Annotated in this window: 20 protein-coding genes; 12 read left to right on the top strand and 8 right to left on the bottom strand. The window is 72.4% G+C overall.

Features of this window, described 5'->3' with window-relative positions; translation table 11 throughout:
• Window positions 1–2 precede the first annotated feature (2 nt).
• The gene (locus D581_RS0114300; RefSeq protein WP_018957900.1) at window positions 3–305 is read right to left on the bottom strand and encodes an urease subunit gamma; all 303 of its coding nucleotides are present in this window, start codon (window positions 303–305) and stop codon (window positions 3–5) included.
• Window positions 306–443: 138 nt separating this feature from the next.
• Window positions 444–1,064 carry a TetR/AcrR family transcriptional regulator gene (locus tag D581_RS0114295; protein WP_018957899.1) on the bottom strand — a complete coding sequence of 207 codons (621 nt, stop codon included), beginning with the start codon at window positions 1,062–1,064 and terminating at the stop codon, window positions 444–446.
• A gap of 149 nt (window positions 1,065–1,213) precedes the next feature.
• On the opposite strand from D581_RS0114295, the gene D581_RS0114290 reads away from it, so the two are divergent.
• The gene (locus tag D581_RS0114290) at window positions 1,214–2,197 is read left to right on the top strand and encodes an ABC transporter permease (protein WP_018957898.1); all 984 of its coding nucleotides are present in this window, start codon (window positions 1,214–1,216) and stop codon (window positions 2,195–2,197) included.
• A gap of 82 nt (window positions 2,198–2,279) precedes the next feature.
• Here D581_RS0114290 and D581_RS0114285 read toward each other — a convergent pair whose 3' ends face one another.
• The gene (locus tag D581_RS0114285; protein ID WP_018957897.1) at window positions 2,280–2,564 is read right to left on the bottom strand and encodes a type II toxin-antitoxin system Phd/YefM family antitoxin; all 285 of its coding nucleotides are present in this window, start codon (window positions 2,562–2,564) and stop codon (window positions 2,280–2,282) included.
• 85 nt (window positions 2,565–2,649) lie between these two features.
• Here D581_RS0114285 and D581_RS0114280 point away from each other — a divergent pair, with 85 nt between their 5' ends.
• The 3 genes from D581_RS0114280 (at window position 2,650) to D581_RS0114270 (ending at window position 4,610) form a co-directional block, all read left to right on the top strand.
• Window positions 2,650–3,255: an ATP-dependent Clp protease proteolytic subunit gene (locus D581_RS0114280; protein ID WP_018957896.1), complete on the top strand. Its 606-nt coding sequence runs from the start codon at window positions 2,650–2,652 to the stop codon at window positions 3,253–3,255.
• A 37-nt stretch (window positions 3,256–3,292) separates the two neighbouring features.
• Entirely contained in the window at window positions 3,293–3,598 is a 306-nt protein-coding gene (locus tag D581_RS0114275; RefSeq protein ID WP_018957895.1) for a hypothetical protein, read from the top strand.
• 541 nt (window positions 3,599–4,139) lie between these two features.
• Window positions 4,140–4,610: a C40 family peptidase gene (locus tag D581_RS0114270; RefSeq protein WP_018957894.1), complete on the top strand. Its 471-nt coding sequence runs from the start codon at window positions 4,140–4,142 to the stop codon at window positions 4,608–4,610.
• 63 nt (window positions 4,611–4,673) lie between these two features.
• Here the strand turns inward: D581_RS0114270 and D581_RS0114265 are convergent, their stop codons facing one another.
• Window positions 4,674–5,333, bottom strand: coding sequence for a LysE family translocator (locus D581_RS0114265; RefSeq protein WP_018957893.1), 660 nt, complete (start codon window positions 5,331–5,333; stop codon window positions 4,674–4,676).
• 73 nt (window positions 5,334–5,406) lie between these two features.
• On the opposite strand from D581_RS0114265, the gene D581_RS0114260 reads away from it, so the two are divergent.
• On the top strand, window positions 5,407–6,330 hold the full coding sequence (locus tag D581_RS0114260) for a LysR family transcriptional regulator (protein WP_018957892.1): 924 nt from the start codon (window positions 5,407–5,409) through the stop codon (window positions 6,328–6,330).
• 11 nt (window positions 6,331–6,341) lie between these two features.
• On the opposite strand, the gene D581_RS0114255 is transcribed toward D581_RS0114260, so the two are convergent.
• A complete protein-coding gene (locus tag D581_RS0114255) occupies window positions 6,342–6,773 on the bottom strand; it encodes an ATP-binding protein (protein WP_018957891.1) in 432 nt (143 codons plus the stop codon).
• Window positions 6,774–7,008: 235 nt separating this feature from the next.
• Here D581_RS0114255 and D581_RS0114250 point away from each other — a divergent pair, with 235 nt between their 5' ends.
• A complete protein-coding gene (locus tag D581_RS0114250; protein ID WP_018957890.1) occupies window positions 7,009–7,863 on the top strand; it encodes a Scr1 family TA system antitoxin-like transcriptional regulator in 855 nt (284 codons plus the stop codon).
• A 9-nt stretch (window positions 7,864–7,872) separates the two neighbouring features.
• On the top strand, window positions 7,873–8,124 hold the full coding sequence (locus D581_RS01000000137205; protein WP_032752714.1) for a DUF397 domain-containing protein: 252 nt from the start codon (window positions 7,873–7,875) through the stop codon (window positions 8,122–8,124).
• Here D581_RS01000000137205 and D581_RS0114240 read toward each other — a convergent pair.
• Entirely contained in the window at window positions 8,117–9,277 is a 1,161-nt protein-coding gene (locus D581_RS0114240; RefSeq protein ID WP_018957888.1) for an 8-amino-7-oxononanoate synthase, read from the bottom strand. The two genes, D581_RS01000000137205 and D581_RS0114240, sit on opposite strands and share 8 nt — an antisense overlap.
• 202 nt (window positions 9,278–9,479) lie before the next feature.
• On the opposite strand from D581_RS0114240, the gene bioB reads away from it, so the two are divergent.
• The 4 genes from bioB to D581_RS0114220 all read left to right on the top strand — a co-directional run bounded on the left by bioB (window position 9,480) and on the right by D581_RS0114220 (window position 13,678).
• A complete protein-coding gene (bioB, locus tag D581_RS0114235) occupies window positions 9,480–10,763 on the top strand; it encodes a biotin synthase BioB (RefSeq protein ID WP_018957887.1) in 1,284 nt (427 codons plus the stop codon).
• Complete coding sequence (locus D581_RS0114230) at window positions 10,756–12,099, top strand: adenosylmethionine--8-amino-7-oxononanoate transaminase (protein WP_018957886.1); 1,344 nt, start codon at window positions 10,756–10,758, stop codon at window positions 12,097–12,099. Before bioB ends, D581_RS0114230 begins: the two co-directional genes overlap by 8 nt.
• A 6-nt stretch (window positions 12,100–12,105) precedes the next feature.
• On the top strand, window positions 12,106–12,801 hold the full coding sequence (gene bioD, locus D581_RS0114225) for a dethiobiotin synthase (RefSeq protein WP_018957885.1): 696 nt from the start codon (window positions 12,106–12,108) through the stop codon (window positions 12,799–12,801).
• Between the two features lie 199 nt (window positions 12,802–13,000).
• Window positions 13,001–13,678 carry a class I SAM-dependent methyltransferase gene (locus D581_RS0114220; RefSeq protein WP_018957884.1) on the top strand — a complete coding sequence of 226 codons (678 nt, stop codon included), beginning with the start codon at window positions 13,001–13,003 and terminating at the stop codon, window positions 13,676–13,678.
• Between the two features lie 72 nt (window positions 13,679–13,750).
• On the opposite strand, the gene D581_RS0114215 is transcribed toward D581_RS0114220, so the two are convergent.
• Together D581_RS0114215 and D581_RS0114210 are read right to left on the bottom strand one after the other, a co-directional pair.
• Window positions 13,751–14,122, bottom strand: coding sequence for a hypothetical protein (locus tag D581_RS0114215; RefSeq protein WP_018957883.1), 372 nt, complete (start codon window positions 14,120–14,122; stop codon window positions 13,751–13,753).
• Window positions 14,119–14,346, bottom strand: coding sequence for a hypothetical protein (locus D581_RS0114210; RefSeq protein ID WP_003970595.1), 228 nt, complete (start codon window positions 14,344–14,346; stop codon window positions 14,119–14,121). The genes D581_RS0114215 and D581_RS0114210 overlap by 4 nt, the downstream gene beginning before the upstream one ends.
• Window positions 14,347–14,461: 115 nt before the next feature.
• Here D581_RS0114210 and D581_RS0114205 point away from each other — a divergent pair, with 115 nt between their 5' ends.
• On the top strand, window positions 14,462–14,896 hold the full coding sequence (locus D581_RS0114205) for a GNAT family N-acetyltransferase (RefSeq protein WP_018957881.1): 435 nt from the start codon (window positions 14,462–14,464) through the stop codon (window positions 14,894–14,896).
• Window positions 14,897–14,931 lie beyond the last annotated feature (35 nt).

Here is a 14,931-nt window from a genome sequence, read left to right as displayed (position 1 = left end):
CGTCAGACGATCGGTTCATGGACGGTGACGAGCTTCGTGCCGTCCGGGAAGGTGGCCTCGACCTGGACGTCGTGGAGCATCTCGGGGATGCCTTCCATGACCTCGTCCCGGGTGAGCAACTTACGTCCCGAAGCCATGAGTTCGGCGACCGTGCGGCCGTCCCGGGCGCCTTCCAGCAGATGGGCGGTGATCAGGGCGACGGTCTCGGGGTGATTCAGCCGCAGCCCGCGTGCCCGGCGCTTCTCGGCCACGTCGGCGGCCACATGGATGAGCAGACGTTCCTGCTCGTGCGGGGTCAGTTGCACGCTTCCACCTCATCGTCTTCCGTCCGGCTCCGGCTCCGGACGCAGCGGGACCCTATCCCCGTTCAACAACTCGTTGAACGGGGAACGGCGGCCTCGCGACCAGGTATTGCACGTTAGGGCGGAAGTTTTTCCATTGCGTTAACTGATCTTTTGCGGGTTCATGGACATCAGCCCGCGCAACCCGTTCTTCAGCACCTCGGGGCGTACGTCCCCGAAGAGCGCCTCCTGCACGATGAAGCCCTGCGCCGTCGCGATCATCGTGCGCGCCACGTCGTCGCCGGGCACGTCGCTCGCCAGGATCCCGGCGGAACGGTAGGCGTCGACGAGCTTCGCCCAGGCGACGCGCATGGCCGCGTAGCCGTCGTCGACGAGCGCGGCGAGCCGCTCGTCGCGCAGCGTCTCGGACCAGAGCTGGACGACGAGCGCGGCGAAGGCGCGGCGCTCCAGCCCGTGCACCGCCCCCGCGAGCACCCCGCCGAGCACCCGGCCGAGCAGCACGTCCGGGGTGGGCGGCGGCGCCATACGGGAGGCCTCCTCGAAGGCGCCGCGGATGGCGGCGAAGGTCTCCTCCGTGATGGCCGCGATGATGTCCTCCTTGCCGGGGAAGTAGCGGTAGACCGCTCCGGCGGACAGACCCGCCTCCCTGAGGACGTCCTGCATGGACGTGCCGTGGAATCCGTTGCGGGCGAAGCAGCGCGCCGCGCCGTCGAGGATCTGACGGCGACGGGCGTCGAGGTGTTCCTGGGATACGCGAGCCATGGCACCAACTTAAAACGAACGTTCCTTCTTGACAATCCCGCAGTGTGTGCCGACAGTGGGAAACGAGACGTAAAACGAACGATCCTTCTCTCAAATGTGGATGCAGATACTCCACCGCTGCTCCACTGCCGCACGAATCGAGGCCTCTCATGTCCACCGCACCCAACCGCCGCGCGGTGGCGGTGATCCTGTTGATCCCCCTGATGGTGACGCTCGCCCTCTGGGCCTTCGCCTGGCCCGCCGCCCGGATCGCACCGCGCGACCTTCCGGTCGGGGTCGCGGGCCCGGCGTCGGCGGCCCAGCAGCTGGAACAGCGCTTCGAGCAGCGCGACGGCGCGTTCGACGTGCACCGCTTCGACGACGAGGCCGCCGCCCGCACCGCGATCGAGGACCGGACCGTATACGGAGCCGTCGTCGTCACCCCGCAGGGACCCCACCTGCTCACCGCCTCGGCGGCGAGCCCCGTCGTCTCCCAGCTGCTGCGCGAGGCCGTGACGGCCTCCGCCCCCGAAGGCGCCCCGGTCCGGGTCACCGACGTGGTCGCCACTCCGCCCGGGGACCCGCGAGGCAGCGCACTGGGCGCGAGCATCCTGCCGCTGGCCCTGGCGGGCATGGCGGCCGGAGCCGTCGTCACCCTGATGGGGCTGCGCGGGGCGCGGGCCGCGGTGACTCTGGCCGGGTCGGCCGCTCTGGTGGGCCTCGCCGCCACGGCCGTGGCGCACAGCTGGCTCGGCGCGATCGTGGGCGACTGGTGGGCGGAGGCGGGAGTGCTCGCGCTCACCGTGCTGGCCATCGGTTCGGCGGTGGCGGGACTCGCCGCCCTGTTCGGGCCGCGCGGCATCGGGCTCGGGGCGCTGCTGATGGTCCTGTTGGGCAACCCCTTCTCCGGCGTCACCAGCGCACCGGAGCTGCTGCCCGAGCCCGTCGGCGCGATCGGCCAGTGGCTTCCGCCGGGCGCGGGCGGTTCACTGCTCCGCTCGGTCGCCTTCTTCGACGGGAGCGCCGCGGGCGGCGCGGTGCTGACGCTCTCGCTATGGGCGCTGTTCGGCCTGGCGGCGGTGCTGTTCGCACGCCCGGCGCCGACGTCGGCCGAGCCGGCCGAACCCGTCCGCGAGCCGGCCCTGACCGGCTGAGCTCGGGATCCGCGTCGCCGAGCCGGGCGCCCCTCCTGCCGGGGGGCGCCCGGCTTCGTGCTGTCCCGGGGCAGTCGGGGTCTCAGCCGTCCCGGCCGTCGTGGGGGCGGTGCTCCGCGGCGATGCCGAACCTGTGCCGTTCGCCCTGAGCGGATGACGCGGAGCCGATCGAGGAGACCGAGCTGATCACCTGCTCCTCGGCCGCAGCCTCATCGGTTTCAAGTCGTTGCAGGTCAGCGGCGGAAACCAGGGCGATGAGCGGCTTGCCGTGACGCGTCACCACGACGCGTTCACCGCCGTAGACAACGCGGTTGATCAGTTCGGCGAGCTCCGCCCGTGCTTGCGTCACCGGAATCTCGTAGGCCATAGTCCCCATCATAACCTTCTGTACGTCCTGTACATTTTTTACGGACGGGCAGCAGGCCGGTCAGCTCCAGGAGAGAGGCACCGCCATGATCCGCCCCGCCGCCCGCTACGTACTGCCGTCGTTCACCGAGCGCACCGCTACCGGAACCCGGACGCTGGACCCGTACTCCAAGCTGTTGTCCGAGCGGATCGTCTTCCTCGGGAGCCCGATCGACGACATCGCAGCGAGCGACCTCATCGCCCAGTTCATGTACCTGGAGCACGCCGATCCCGACCGGCCCCTGTCGCTCTACATCAACTCCCCCGGCGGCACGTTCCAGGCGATGGCGGCGGTCTACGACACGATGCGGTTCCTGACCTGCGAGGTGGAGACCTTCTGTCTGGGGCAGGCGGGCTCCTACGCGGCGGCCCTGCTGGCGGCCGGGGCGAAGGGGCGGCGACATGCGCTGCCCGGCGCGCGGGTAGTCATTCAGCAGCCCGCGATGGAGGAGCCGATGCGGGGCCAGCCGTCCGACCTGGAGATCCACGCGCGCGAACTGGTGCGCACCCGCGAGATGTTCGCGGCCATGCTGGTCCGGGACACGGGCCGGACCGCGGAGCAGATCACCGCCGACATCGAGCGCGACACCATCCTCGACGCCAGGGCCGCCCTCGCCTACGGGCTGGTCGACCACGTCATGGAGAACCGCTGACTCTCCCGGCCGCCGTACGACGCGAGGTGAAACGCCGATGGAGCCACCCGAGTTCCCGCCCCTGCCCGCACTGACCCGGGCCGAGGGCGAGTTCGTCGACTGCTATCTGGCCGTGCTCGACCAGGTGGGCCGGATCAACCCGGCCCGTGGCAGCGACACCTACAGCGCGCTGCGGGCCGCCCAGGCCCTGGCCTCCCGGGCGGCCGCGCTGCGCGACGCCCTGGCCCTGATGCACGAGCGCGGCGAGTCGCGGATCCACGCCGCCACCCTGGCGCGGGCCCTGCGCGTCCTGGACGGGGAGCGCCGGGCGGGCCGGGTCGCGATGGAGCCGCCCGTGAACTGACCGGCCCCGCGCACGGGGAGCGCCGGACGGAGCGGGCCGGTCGGACCCGGGCACGACACGCCCGGCCCCGGGACCGATTCGTCTCGCTCGTTCGGCGTAGGCGATCACCCGCCCGAGCGACGGCTCAACTTGCGTTCGGCGCGCGGTCCGTACTCGAAATGCGCCCTTTCGTCGCTGGTACGAGGGTGTGCGCCCGGCTCGTTGGCGAGCGCGAATCCGACCTGTCCACCCGAATGGATCAGTGGTGAGGAGACTCACAAACCGCGGTTTCGGCTCGGAAATCCGGCACCTGGTGAGTCAAGATCCCTGGGACGACAAGCCCCCGCCACCGCGGCGGGGCGGTCCGGGCGGACGCCGAGTCCTGCCGCCGCCCGGATGACTGGTCGACAGGAGTGGATCGGCAGGAGTGGAGGACCCGAGCACAACGGGCCGCCCGGGAGACCGGGAAGCCCTCGGGGTGAAGCCGCGACAGCGGCCGGGCAACTTCGCCAGCCCGAACCCGACAGGTCATCCTTCACAGGCGGCTGACGAAGGGTTGCGCATGTCTGCGCAGGTTCATGTCCCGTCTCTGTTCGCCCGGGTCGGTACGGCCTCGGTACTCACCCTGGCCGTGACGTCCTCGATGCTGGCGCCCGGTCTGGTGAACGATGCCGAGGCCGCCACCCACGCGACGAAGGCCCTGAAGGTCGCCGCGTCGAAGAAGGGGGCCCCCTACAAGTACGGAGCGGCCGGTCCCAGCCGCTTCGACTGTTCGGGGCTGACGGTCTATTCGTTCAAGAAGGCCGGCAAGAAGCTTCCCCGCACGGCACAGCAGCAGTACAACAAGACCCGCCACATCGGGAAGTCGCAGCGCAAACGCGGCGACCTCGTCTTCTTCCATTCGGGGCGCAGCGTCTACCACGTGGGCATCTACGCCGGGGCCGGGAAGATCTGGCACTCCCCCAAATCGGGGGACGTGGTGAGACTGGCCAAGATCTGGTCCAAGAGCGTCTGGTACGGACGGGTCCGCTGACCCGCCGACCGGACGCTCTTTCCGTGCGGACGGCCCGGCCCGGCCGCGACGTCCACCGCGCCCTCAGCGCAGCAGGGGGCCGGTGACCAGCGCCAGTCCCAGACCGGTGAGCGCCACACCGCTGCCGCCCTCGATGGCGCGGGCGGTACGCGGGCGGCGCAGCCACCGGCCCAGCCGGTCCACGAGCAGGGCGACGGCCGGGAACCAGATCAGCGCCAGCACGACCACCAGGGCCGCGAGCAGCAGGGTCCGCGGCAGCGGCGGCTGACCGTGGGGCACGAACTGCGGCAGCAGGCTGAGGAAGAGGACCGGGGCCTTCGGGTTGAGCGCGTTGGTCAGGAACCCCTGGCGCAGCGCGCGTCCGAACTCCCCGGTCGCGGGCCGCCCCGGCTCGTCCTCCCGCATACCGGAGGGTGAGCCGGAGCTGTCCTGCGAGGGCCGGCGGCGGATCGCGTACAGCGCGCTGATCCCGAGGTAGAGCACGTACGCGCCGCCGAGCAGCTGGACGGTGCGGAAGAGCACCGGCATCGTCACCAGCACCGCCGCGAGTCCGGCGACCGCGAGCGCGGTGTGCACCAGCAGCCCTCCGGCGACGCCGAGCGCGGTGGCCAGGCCCGCGGTGCGCGAGGCCAGGGCGTTGCGTACGACGACGGTGAAGTCGGCGCCGGGCAGCGCGACCATCCCGGCGGCGACCCCGGTGAAGGCGATCAGTTGTGCGTCCATGAGTCCACCTTGGACCGGCGGAGCCTTTAGCGTGTACTTGCAATCTTCTGGGTCTGCCTTAAGGAACGCTTTCATGTACGACCCGACACGGCTCGCGGCGCTCGTGGCGGTCGCGGAGGCCGGATCGATCACCCGGGCCGCCGCCCGCCTGGGCTACACCGCGCCCGCGCTCTCCCAGCAGCTGGCCAAACTGGAGCGGGAGGCCGGGGCGGCCCTGCTGGTGCGCCACCACCGCGGGGCGCGGCTGACGGCGGCGGGCGAGCTGCTGGCCGGCCGGGCCCGGCGGGTCCTGGACGAGCTGGAGCAGGCGCGGCACGAGCTGGCGCAGCTGGCCGGGCTCTCGGGCGGCAGGCTGCGGGTGGGGACGTTCACGACGGCCGGGATCCATCTGCTGCCGCCGGTCCTGAGCGCGTTCCGGCGGGCCCATCCGGAGGTCGAGCTGGCCGTCGCAGAGTACGAACCGCCGGGCGGCATCGCCGCGGTGGTCGCGGGCGAGGTGGACCTCGCCCTGACCCACGCCTACGAACCGGCGGTGGCCGAGCCTCCGTCGGCGGGCGTTCTCGTCGAACCCCTGCTGGTCGAGGAGCTGGTGCTGGTCGCCTCGGTGGGCCACCGGCTCTCCGAGGGCACCGGGCGGCTGCCGGTCGGCGAGCTGGCGGGGCGGCCGCTGATCAGCAGCGCGCCCACCCACCCGCCCCGGCGCGGGGTCGAGAACGCGCTCGCCGAGGCCGGGGCGACGCCGGCCGTGGTCTGTGAGTCGCCCGGGTACGCGCTGGTGTGCGCGCTGGTCAGCGCGGGGCTCGGGGTGGCGGTGGTGCCGGAGATGGTCGCCTCGATGTCCTCGGCCCCGCTGTCGGTCCGGCGGCTGGAGCCCGCCTCGTTCCGCCGGACCATCTCGGTCGTGCACCGGGGCGACCGGTCGACCGCGGCGGCGGCGACGCTGCTCGCGCTGCTGCGCAGCGGCTTCGGCCGCGGAAGCACGGCCCCCGCACGATGAGCCTCACCGGGTCAGCCCTGGATCGGGACGACCCAGGGGAGGGCGATCCAGACCGTCTTGCCGCCCTCGGCGGTCGGGGTCACCTGGAGCCGCCCGCCGCGCTCCTTGGCCAGTGCCCGGATGATGACCATGCCCCGGCCGTTGTCCTGCCGTACGGCGGCGGGCAGCCGCTGGGGCCAGCGGGGGTGACTGTCCGTGACGCCGAGGTACAGCTCCTCGTCGCGTTCGAGGCGAAGGTCCACGGTGAAGGTGGGCGACTGGCCGAACGTGTGCTGAACGGCGTTGGTGGCCAGCTCCGAGATGATCAGCCGGATGCTGTCGGCGAACTCGGTGTCGTCGGGCAGGCCCCATTGGGCCAGGGTCCTGGCGACATGTCTGCGGGCCGATGAGACCGAGACCGGATCGGTCGGCAGCGTGACGGTTGCTTCCTGATGATCTGCCATGGCGACGCCGTCCCTTTCCCGCCCTGGCCGACCGGCGGCCGGCCAGGATTGTGCTTCGCGCCAGATTGCCATTGATGCAGCTCCCTGTAACGGCGTTCGGCCAAGATATGCATATATCTGTCGCTCGAAGCGGTGAATTCAGGACCCGTACGGCGTGGGCGGGCGGCACACTGACCTCTCTGCGGGCCGGCCCCGGTGACGGACCGGCCCTTCCCGACAGCAGAAGGAGACCGGCATGCTGCACGGCCCCGTCGTCCGACGCCGCAAGCTCGGTGAGGAGCTGCGGAGTCTGCGCCACGCCTCCGGGCTGACCAGCCGGGACGCGGCGCGACTGCTCGGCTGGCACCAGTCGAAGGTGAGCCGCATCGAGACGGGCGCGAGCGGGGTGACGTCCGCCGACGTGTCACGGCTGCTGGACGTCTACGCGGTACGCGACACCCAGTTGCGCTCCCTGCTCGAAGTCCTCGCGGGGTCGGCGGGCGGCGGCGGTTCGGGCTGGTGGCATGCGTATCGGGGGCTGATCCCGCCGCAGTACCGGGACTTCATCAGCCTGGAGTCGCAGGCCAGTACGGTCCGGACGCTGGAGACCTCGGTGGTGCCGGGGCTGCTCCAGACCGCCGGCTACGCACGTGCCGTGACCCGCGCCTCGCTGGACGGCTTACCCGACGGCCGGCTCGACTCGCTGGTCGAGGTCCGGCTGACCCGCCAGCGGGTGCTGCGCGCGAGTCCGCCGCTGCGTTTCACCGCAGTGCTGGACGAGGCGGTGCTCCACCGCGAGGTGGGCGGGCCGGAGGTGATGAGGGACCAGCTGCATCACCTGACCCGGGTTGCCCAACTGCCTCATGTGCGACTGCAGTTGCTGCCCTTCTCGGTCGGCGGATACGTCGGGCTCACCGGGCCTTTCGTTATTTTCTCCTTTCCGAACAATTCTGATCTGGATGTGGTCGTTCTTGACCACTTGACGAGTAGCCTCTACTTGGAGCGGAAAGAAGACCTCGACGCGTACAGCTCGGCCTTCCGTTCCTTGCAGGCACACGCGCTGTCACCAGAACGCTCGCTGGACCTCATCACCGAGATCAGACGCAGCTAAGGGGCCGCCATGTCAGACCGTCTCGCACTGCCCGCCGCACCGCCGCCGTCCACCGCGCCGCCCGCCCCGCGGTGGCGGCGCAGCAGCCGCTCCACCGGGATGAACAACTGCGTGGAGACCGCCCTGTTGGGCGGCGCGCTCCTCGCCGTACGCGACTCCAAGGACGTACACCGGCCGCCGCTGCGCTTCTCCGCGGCGGCGTGGAGCACCTTCGTGGACGGACTCGGCACGCACGGAGTAAATGCACGGCGCTTCAACTGACCGGAGCCTCCGCCTGCCCGGGAGCGGTGGCGAGGACCGTGGCCACCGCGGCCGCGATCTGCTCCTCGGTCAGATCGGCGCGCGCGGTCAGCCGCAGCCGCGAGACACCGTCCGGTACCGACGGCGGGCGGAAGCAGCCCACCGCCATCCCGGCCGCGCGGCAGTCGGCCGCCCAGCGCACCGCCGCGTCCGCCGAGGGCGCCCGGACGGAGACGACGGCCGCGTCGGGCCGGACCGCTCTCAGCCCGGCCGCGGTGAGCCGGGTGAACAGCGCGGTGGCCACCTCCCGGGCACGGGCCGCCCGTTCGGGCTCCCGGCGCAGGACCCCGAGGGCGCCGAGCGCGCCGCCGGCCGCCGCCGGGGCGAGTCCGGTGTCGAAGATGAATGTCCGCGCCGTGTTGACCAGGTGGTCGATGACCCGGGCGGGCCCCAGGACCGCTCCGCCCTGGCTGCCCAGCGACTTGGACAGGGTGAGCGTGGCCACGACCCCGTCGCGGCCCGCCAGCCCGGCCGCGGCGAGCGCCCCGCGACCGCCCTCGCCCAGCACTCCGAGGCCGTGGGCGTCGTCGACCAGCAGGGCGGCGTTCGCGGAACGACAGACCTCGGCCAGGGCGGGGAGCGGGGCGGCGTCGCCGTCGACGGAGAAGACCGAGTCGGTGACGGCGAGGGCCCGCCCGTCGTGTTCCCGCAGGGACTTCTCGAACGCGTCCGGGTCGGCGTGGGGCACGACGGCTGTCCCGGCGCGGGAGAGCCGGCAGCCGTCCACGATCGAGGCGTGGTTGCCCGCGTCGGAGACGATGAGGGAGCCGCGCCCGGTCAGCGCGGTCAGCGCGGCGAGATTGGCCGCGTACCCGGAGGAGAGCACGAGGGCCGCCTCGAAACCGCAGAACACGGCGAGCTCCCGTTCCAGCTGGGCGTGCAGGGCGGTGGAACCGGTGACCAGCCGCGACCCCGTCGCCCCCGCCCCCCAGCGTCGGGCGGCGCCGGCGGCGGCGGCGGTGACCTCCGGGTGCCGGGTGAGGCCCAGATAGTCGTTGCTCGCGAGGTCCAGCAGCTCCGGCTCGGCGCCGCGCGGACGCAGGGTCCGTACGAGTCCGGCGGCGGCCCTGCTGCGGGCCTCGGCGTCGATCCAGTCGAACGGGGCGAAGGACATGGGGCGGTCCCTTGGGTAGGCGGGCCCTCGGCGGGCGGCTCCGCGCGGACGGTCCGGTGCGGACGGTCCCTTTGTAGGCAACCAACAGACCCTAGCCGGGTGCTCAGCAGGTCAGGGTGTGGCAATACACACACCCTCGCCCGGGTCTCCTGTCTGGTTCCTCCTTGGCTGGAGGCGGTGCCGTACGTCAGGATCGTCTCTCATGGACCTGCTGAACACGCTGGTGGACAAGGGGCTGCGGCGCGAACTGCCGACCCGCGAAGAAGCGCTCGCCGTACTGGCGACCTCCGACGACGAGCTGCTCGACGTGGTGGCCGCCGCCGGGAAGGTGCGCCGTCAGTGGTTCGGGCGGCGCGTCAAGCTCAACTATCTGGTCAACCTCAAATCGGGGCTCTGCCCCGAGGACTGCTCCTACTGCTCGCAGCGGCTCGGTTCGAAGGCCGGGATCCTCAAGTACACCTGGCTGAAGCCGGACGAGGCGTCCAAGGCCGCCGCCGCCGGAGTGGCGGGCGGCGCCAAGCGGGTCTGCCTGGTCGCGAGCGGGCGCGGCCCGACGGACCGGGACGTCGACCGGGTCTCGAAGACCATCGAGGCGATCAAGGAGGAGAACGAGGGCATCGAGGTCTGCGCCTGCCTCGGCCTCCTCTCCGACGGACAGGCCGACCGGCTGCGTTCGGCGGGCGCCGACGCGTACAACCACAACCTGAACACGTCCGAGGAGACGTACGGGGCGATCACCACCACCCACACGTACGCGGACCGGGTGGAGACCGTGCAACAGGCCCAGGCCGCCGGGCTCTCGGCGTGTTCCGGGCTGATCGCCGGGATGGGCGAGAGCGACAAGGACCTGGTCGACGTCGTGTTCGCACTGCGGGACCTGGACCCCGACTCGGTGCCGGTGAACTTCCTGATCCCGTTCGAGGGAACGCCCCTCGCCAAGGAGTGGAACCTCACCCCGCAGCGCTGCCTGCGCATTCTGGCGATGGTCCGCTTCGTCTGCCCCGACGTCGAGGTCCGGCTCGCGGGGGGCCGTGAGGTGCACCTGCGCTCGATGCAGCCGCTGGCGCTCCACCTGGTCAACTCCATCTTCCTGGGCGACTACCTGACGAGTGAGGGCCAGGCCGGCCAGACCGACCTGGACATGATCGCGGACGCCGGTTTCGAGGTGGAGGGCGCGGGCACCACGACGCTTCCGCGCCACCGGGCCGACGCCCTGGGCGGCGGCTGCGGGACGCGGGACGCCCCGGCGCAGCCCGGCTGCGGAGGGCACGAGGACTCCGGAGCCGCCGACTGCGGTTCCCACGGTGGGGGCGGGGGCTGCGGGCCGTGCGGCGGACACGGGGAGCGGGAGCCGGTGGCTGCCGCCGGCTCCGACGCCGGGGAGAGCGCTCCGGCGGCGCGTACGGAGGCCAACGGCGCGGCGCGCACGGATCTGGTGGCGGTGCGCCGGCGTGGCGCGGGAACGGACCTCGCGCCCAATGCCTGAGCCGTACGCCCCCGCACTCCCCCTGTCCGCCGCGCCGAAGCCGTACGCCCCCGACGAACTGCGGGCGCTGGACCGGGCGCACGTCTGGCATCCGTACGGTCCGATGCCCGGCCGCCAGGAGCCGCTGATCGTGGAGTCGGCCTCCGGCGTACGGCTCCGGCTCGCCGAACCCGTCGAGGGGCGGCGCGAGTTGGTGGACGGCATGTCCTCCTGGTGGTCGGCGGTGCACGGCTACAACCATCCGGTCCTCAACGAGGCGGCACGCGGCCAGCTGGACCGGATGAGCCATGTGATGTTCGGCGGGCTCACCCATGAGCCCGCCGTCCGGCTGGCGACCCGGCTGGTGGAGATCACCCCCGGGCCGCTCCAGCATGTCTTCCTGGCCGACTCGGGGTCCGTCTCCGTGGAGGTCGCGGTCAAGATGTGCCTCCAGTACTGGCGTTCGGCCGGGCGGCCTGCGAAGCAGCGGCTGCTGACCTGGCGCGGGGGCTATCACGGGGACACCTGGCAGCCGATGTCGGTGTGCGACCCGGAGGGCGGGATGCACGAGCTGTGGTCGGGCTCCCTGCCTCGCCAGGTCTTCGCCGACGCCCCGCCGGACGGCTTCGACGCGGAGCCGGACCCCGCCTACGTGACGCATCTGCGGGACACGATCGCCGCGCACGCCGACGAGCTCGCGGCGGTCATCGTGGAGCCGGTGGTGCAGGGGGCCGGCGGGATGCGGTTCCACTCCCCCGCCTATCTGCGGGTCCTGCGCGAGGCCTGCGACGAGCACGACGTTCTGCTGGTCCTCGACGAGATCGCGACCGGTTTCGGGCGTACGGGCAAGCTGTTCGCCGCCGGGCACGCCGGGATCTCGCCGGATGTCATGTGCGTCGGCAAGGCCCTGACCGGCGGTTATCTCACGATGGCGGCGACGCTGTGCACCACCCGGGTGGCCGAGGGCATCTCCAGCGGCGAGGTGCCGGTGCTGGCGCACGGACCGACGTTCATGGGCAATCCGCTGGCCGCCTCGGTGGCCTCCGCCTCCGTGGACCTGCTGCTCGGGCAGGACTGGGAGGGCGAGGTGGCGCGGATCGGCGCCGGCCTGCGCTCCGGGCTCGCTCCCGCCACGGAGCTCGCCGGGGTGGTGGACGTACGCGTCCTGGGGGCGATCGGGGTCGTCCAGCTCGACCACGAGGTGGACATGGGCGCGGCGACCCGCGCGGCCGTGCGCGAGGGCGTCTGGCTGCGGCCGTTCCGCGATCTCGTCTACACGATGCCGCCGTACGTCACCGAGGACGAGGACGTGGCGCGGATCTGCCGGGCCGTGTGCGCGGCGGCACGGGAGGGCTGAGCCGACATGTCGACGATTCTGGTGGTGTCCGGCACGGGCACGGAGATCGGCAAGACCGTGGTGACCGCCGCGGTGGCGGCCGTCGCGCGGGGCCGCCGGGTCGCGGTGCTCAAGCCCGCGCAGACCGGCCTCGCCCCCGGGGAGCCCGGCGACGCGGCCGAGGTCGCGCGCCTGGCGGGGAGCCAGGTCACGGCGGTCGAACTGGCCCGCTTTCCGGAGCCGTTGGCTCCGGCCACGGCCGCCCGGCGGGCGGGGCTCGTGCCCGTGCGGCCGTTCGAGGTCGCCGAGGCCGCGGAGAAGCTGGCCACCGAGCACGATCTCGTGCTGGTGGAGGGTGCGGGCGGCCTGCTCGTGCGGTTCGACGACGAGGGCGGCACTCTCGCGGACGCGGCCCGTCTGCTGTCCGCGCCGGTCCTGCTGGTGGTCCCCGCGGGCCTGGGCACGCTGAACGCCACCGCGCTGACGGCCGAGGCGCTGCGGAACCGGGGGCTGAGCTGCCGGGGCGTCGTGATCGGCAGCATGCCGGCGGAGCCGGACCTCGCGTCCCGCTGCAACATCGAGGACCTGCCGGTGGCGGCCGGTGCACCGCTGCTCGGCGCGGTACCGGCCGGCGCGGGTTCACTGTCGGGCGCCGCCTTCGCGGCACGCGCGCCGGGCTGGCTGGCTCCGGAGCTCGGAGGGACCTGGGCGGCGCCGCGCTGACGGGCGTGGCGGGGGTGCCCGGGCGGCCTCGGGGATTCCTGTCCTGGCGGTCCTCAAGGATTCCCGTCGGGGCGGTCCTCGAGGATTCCCGTCAGGGCGGTGCTCGAGGATTCCTGTCGGGGCGATCCGGGGGAGAATCATGGAGGGACGTCACGTCTGCTCCTCAAGCGTCACGACCACTCCTCGACGGAGGTCCGTCATGCGGCCGCGCAGCAGAAAGCTCCACCGGGACGCCGTGCACCACCCCGTCTTCGCCCGCTTCTACGCACGGCTGAGCGTGACCGCCGACCTGAAGGGCGGCATCGCCGCGTACCGCGAGGAGCTGCTGTCGGGGCTCTCCGGCCGGGTCATCGAGATCGGCGCCGGGAACGGGCTGAACTTCGCCCACTATCCCGGCGCCGTCTCGGAGGTCGTGGCGCTGGAGCCGGAACGCTCGCTGCGGCAGCTCGCCGTCCGCTCCGCCCTGCGCGCGGAGGTGCCGGTGGACGTGGTGCCGGGGGCCGCCGAGGCGCTGCCGGTCAAGAGCGAGGCCTTCGACGGGGCGGTGGCGTCCCTGGTCCTGTGCACCGTGCGGGATCTGCCCCGGGCGCTCGCCGAGATCAGGCGGGTGCTGCGGCCGGGCGGCGAGCTGCGGTTCTTCGAGCACGGGCTCGCTTCGGGCCGGGCGCTGGCCACGGCGCAGCGGGTGGCCGACCGGACCCTGTGGCCGCTGCTCTTCGGCGGCTGTCACACGGCCCGGGACCCATTGGCCGCGATCGGGGCGGCGGGCTTCGAGATGGGCACGTACCGCAGGCTGCGGATTCCGGAGACGGGCCTCCAGGTGCCCTCCTCCCCCTGTGTGCTGGGCGTGGCCCGCAAGCCGTTCACCGAGGACTGAGGGCCGAGAGCCGGGGCCGAACCGGATCGTGGAGCGCTTCGCCCGGGCTGTCGTGGCGTGTTCCGCCCGGCCTCAGACGCTCCACTGCCGCAGCTCGTCGGCGATGGCGCGCACGTCCGCCTTGCCCTGCTTCACCAGCAGCGCCAGATCGCGGACCTGCTCGGGCGAGGTGATGACCTTGAGCCCGGAGGCGACGAGGTAGCCGTAGGCGACGGCCGAGGCGAACATCGCGTTGGAGTGTTCGAGTGCGGGCACGTGCAGGAGCAGTTGCAACAGGGCGGCCGCCCGCGCGTGCGGGTCGCTGTAGACGGCGCTGCCGAAGATCTCCGCGTCATGCCGTGCGACGGCGGCGACGAGCGCACCCCAGTCGACGACCTGCGGGTCTCCGGGCGTCTTGTGCTCGGCGACCATCAGCAACCAGGAAAGGTCGATCCGGAGGTTCAACGGCTGCCTTCGCGCTCCGGGCCGAACTCCTCGGCGAACACCGACTCGTACTGCTTCATGAAGTCGGCCGCGGCCTCGACGAAGGTGTGTCCCACCTCGCCCGCGTCCTGCTGGACGAGTTCCTCTATGTAGCGGTTCACGCTCATCCCCCTCTGCAGCGCGCGCTGCCGCGCGGCCTCGGCGGTGGCCTCGTCCACTCGAACGTTCAGCTGAGTCTTGGGCACCCGACCACGCTAGCGCGGCCGTGCTAGCACCGGCAAGGGGAGCGCGGGGGCGGGGTGCGGGGTGCCGCGCCCGGACTGTGGAACGCGATCGACGCCCGCCGCCGCGGATGGTGGGATGGCGGCCATGAACGATCTTTCGATACGGTCCGCGACCCCGGACGATCTGGACGCGGTCCTCGCCTTCTGGAAGGCGGCCGCCGAGGGCACCAGCATCAGCGACGACGGGGACGGGGTCGCACGCCTGGTGGAACGCGACCCCGACGCCTTGATACTCGCGGAGCGGGAGGGAGCGCTGGTGGGCACGGTCATCGTGGGCTTCGACGGCTGGCGCTGCCACCTCTACCGGCTCGCGGTCCACCCGGACCAGCGGCGCCGGGGCGTGGGCGGCGCCCTCCTGGCGGCGGCCGAGGAACGGTTCGTCGCACTGGGCGGGCGGCGCGCCGACGCCATGGTCCTCGACCGCAACACATCGGCCCACCACGCCTGGCGCGCGGCGGGCTACGAGCCCCAGCCGCAGTGGAGCCGCTGGGTGAAGCACCTGACCGGCTGAGCGGTACGCGAGCGCAGACCGCGGTACCGCTCAGC

This window comes from Streptomyces sp. CNB091 (assembly GCF_000377965.1).
Note: the sequence above shows the minus strand (reverse complement) of the source record. Positions and strands in the feature narration are given on the sequence as shown.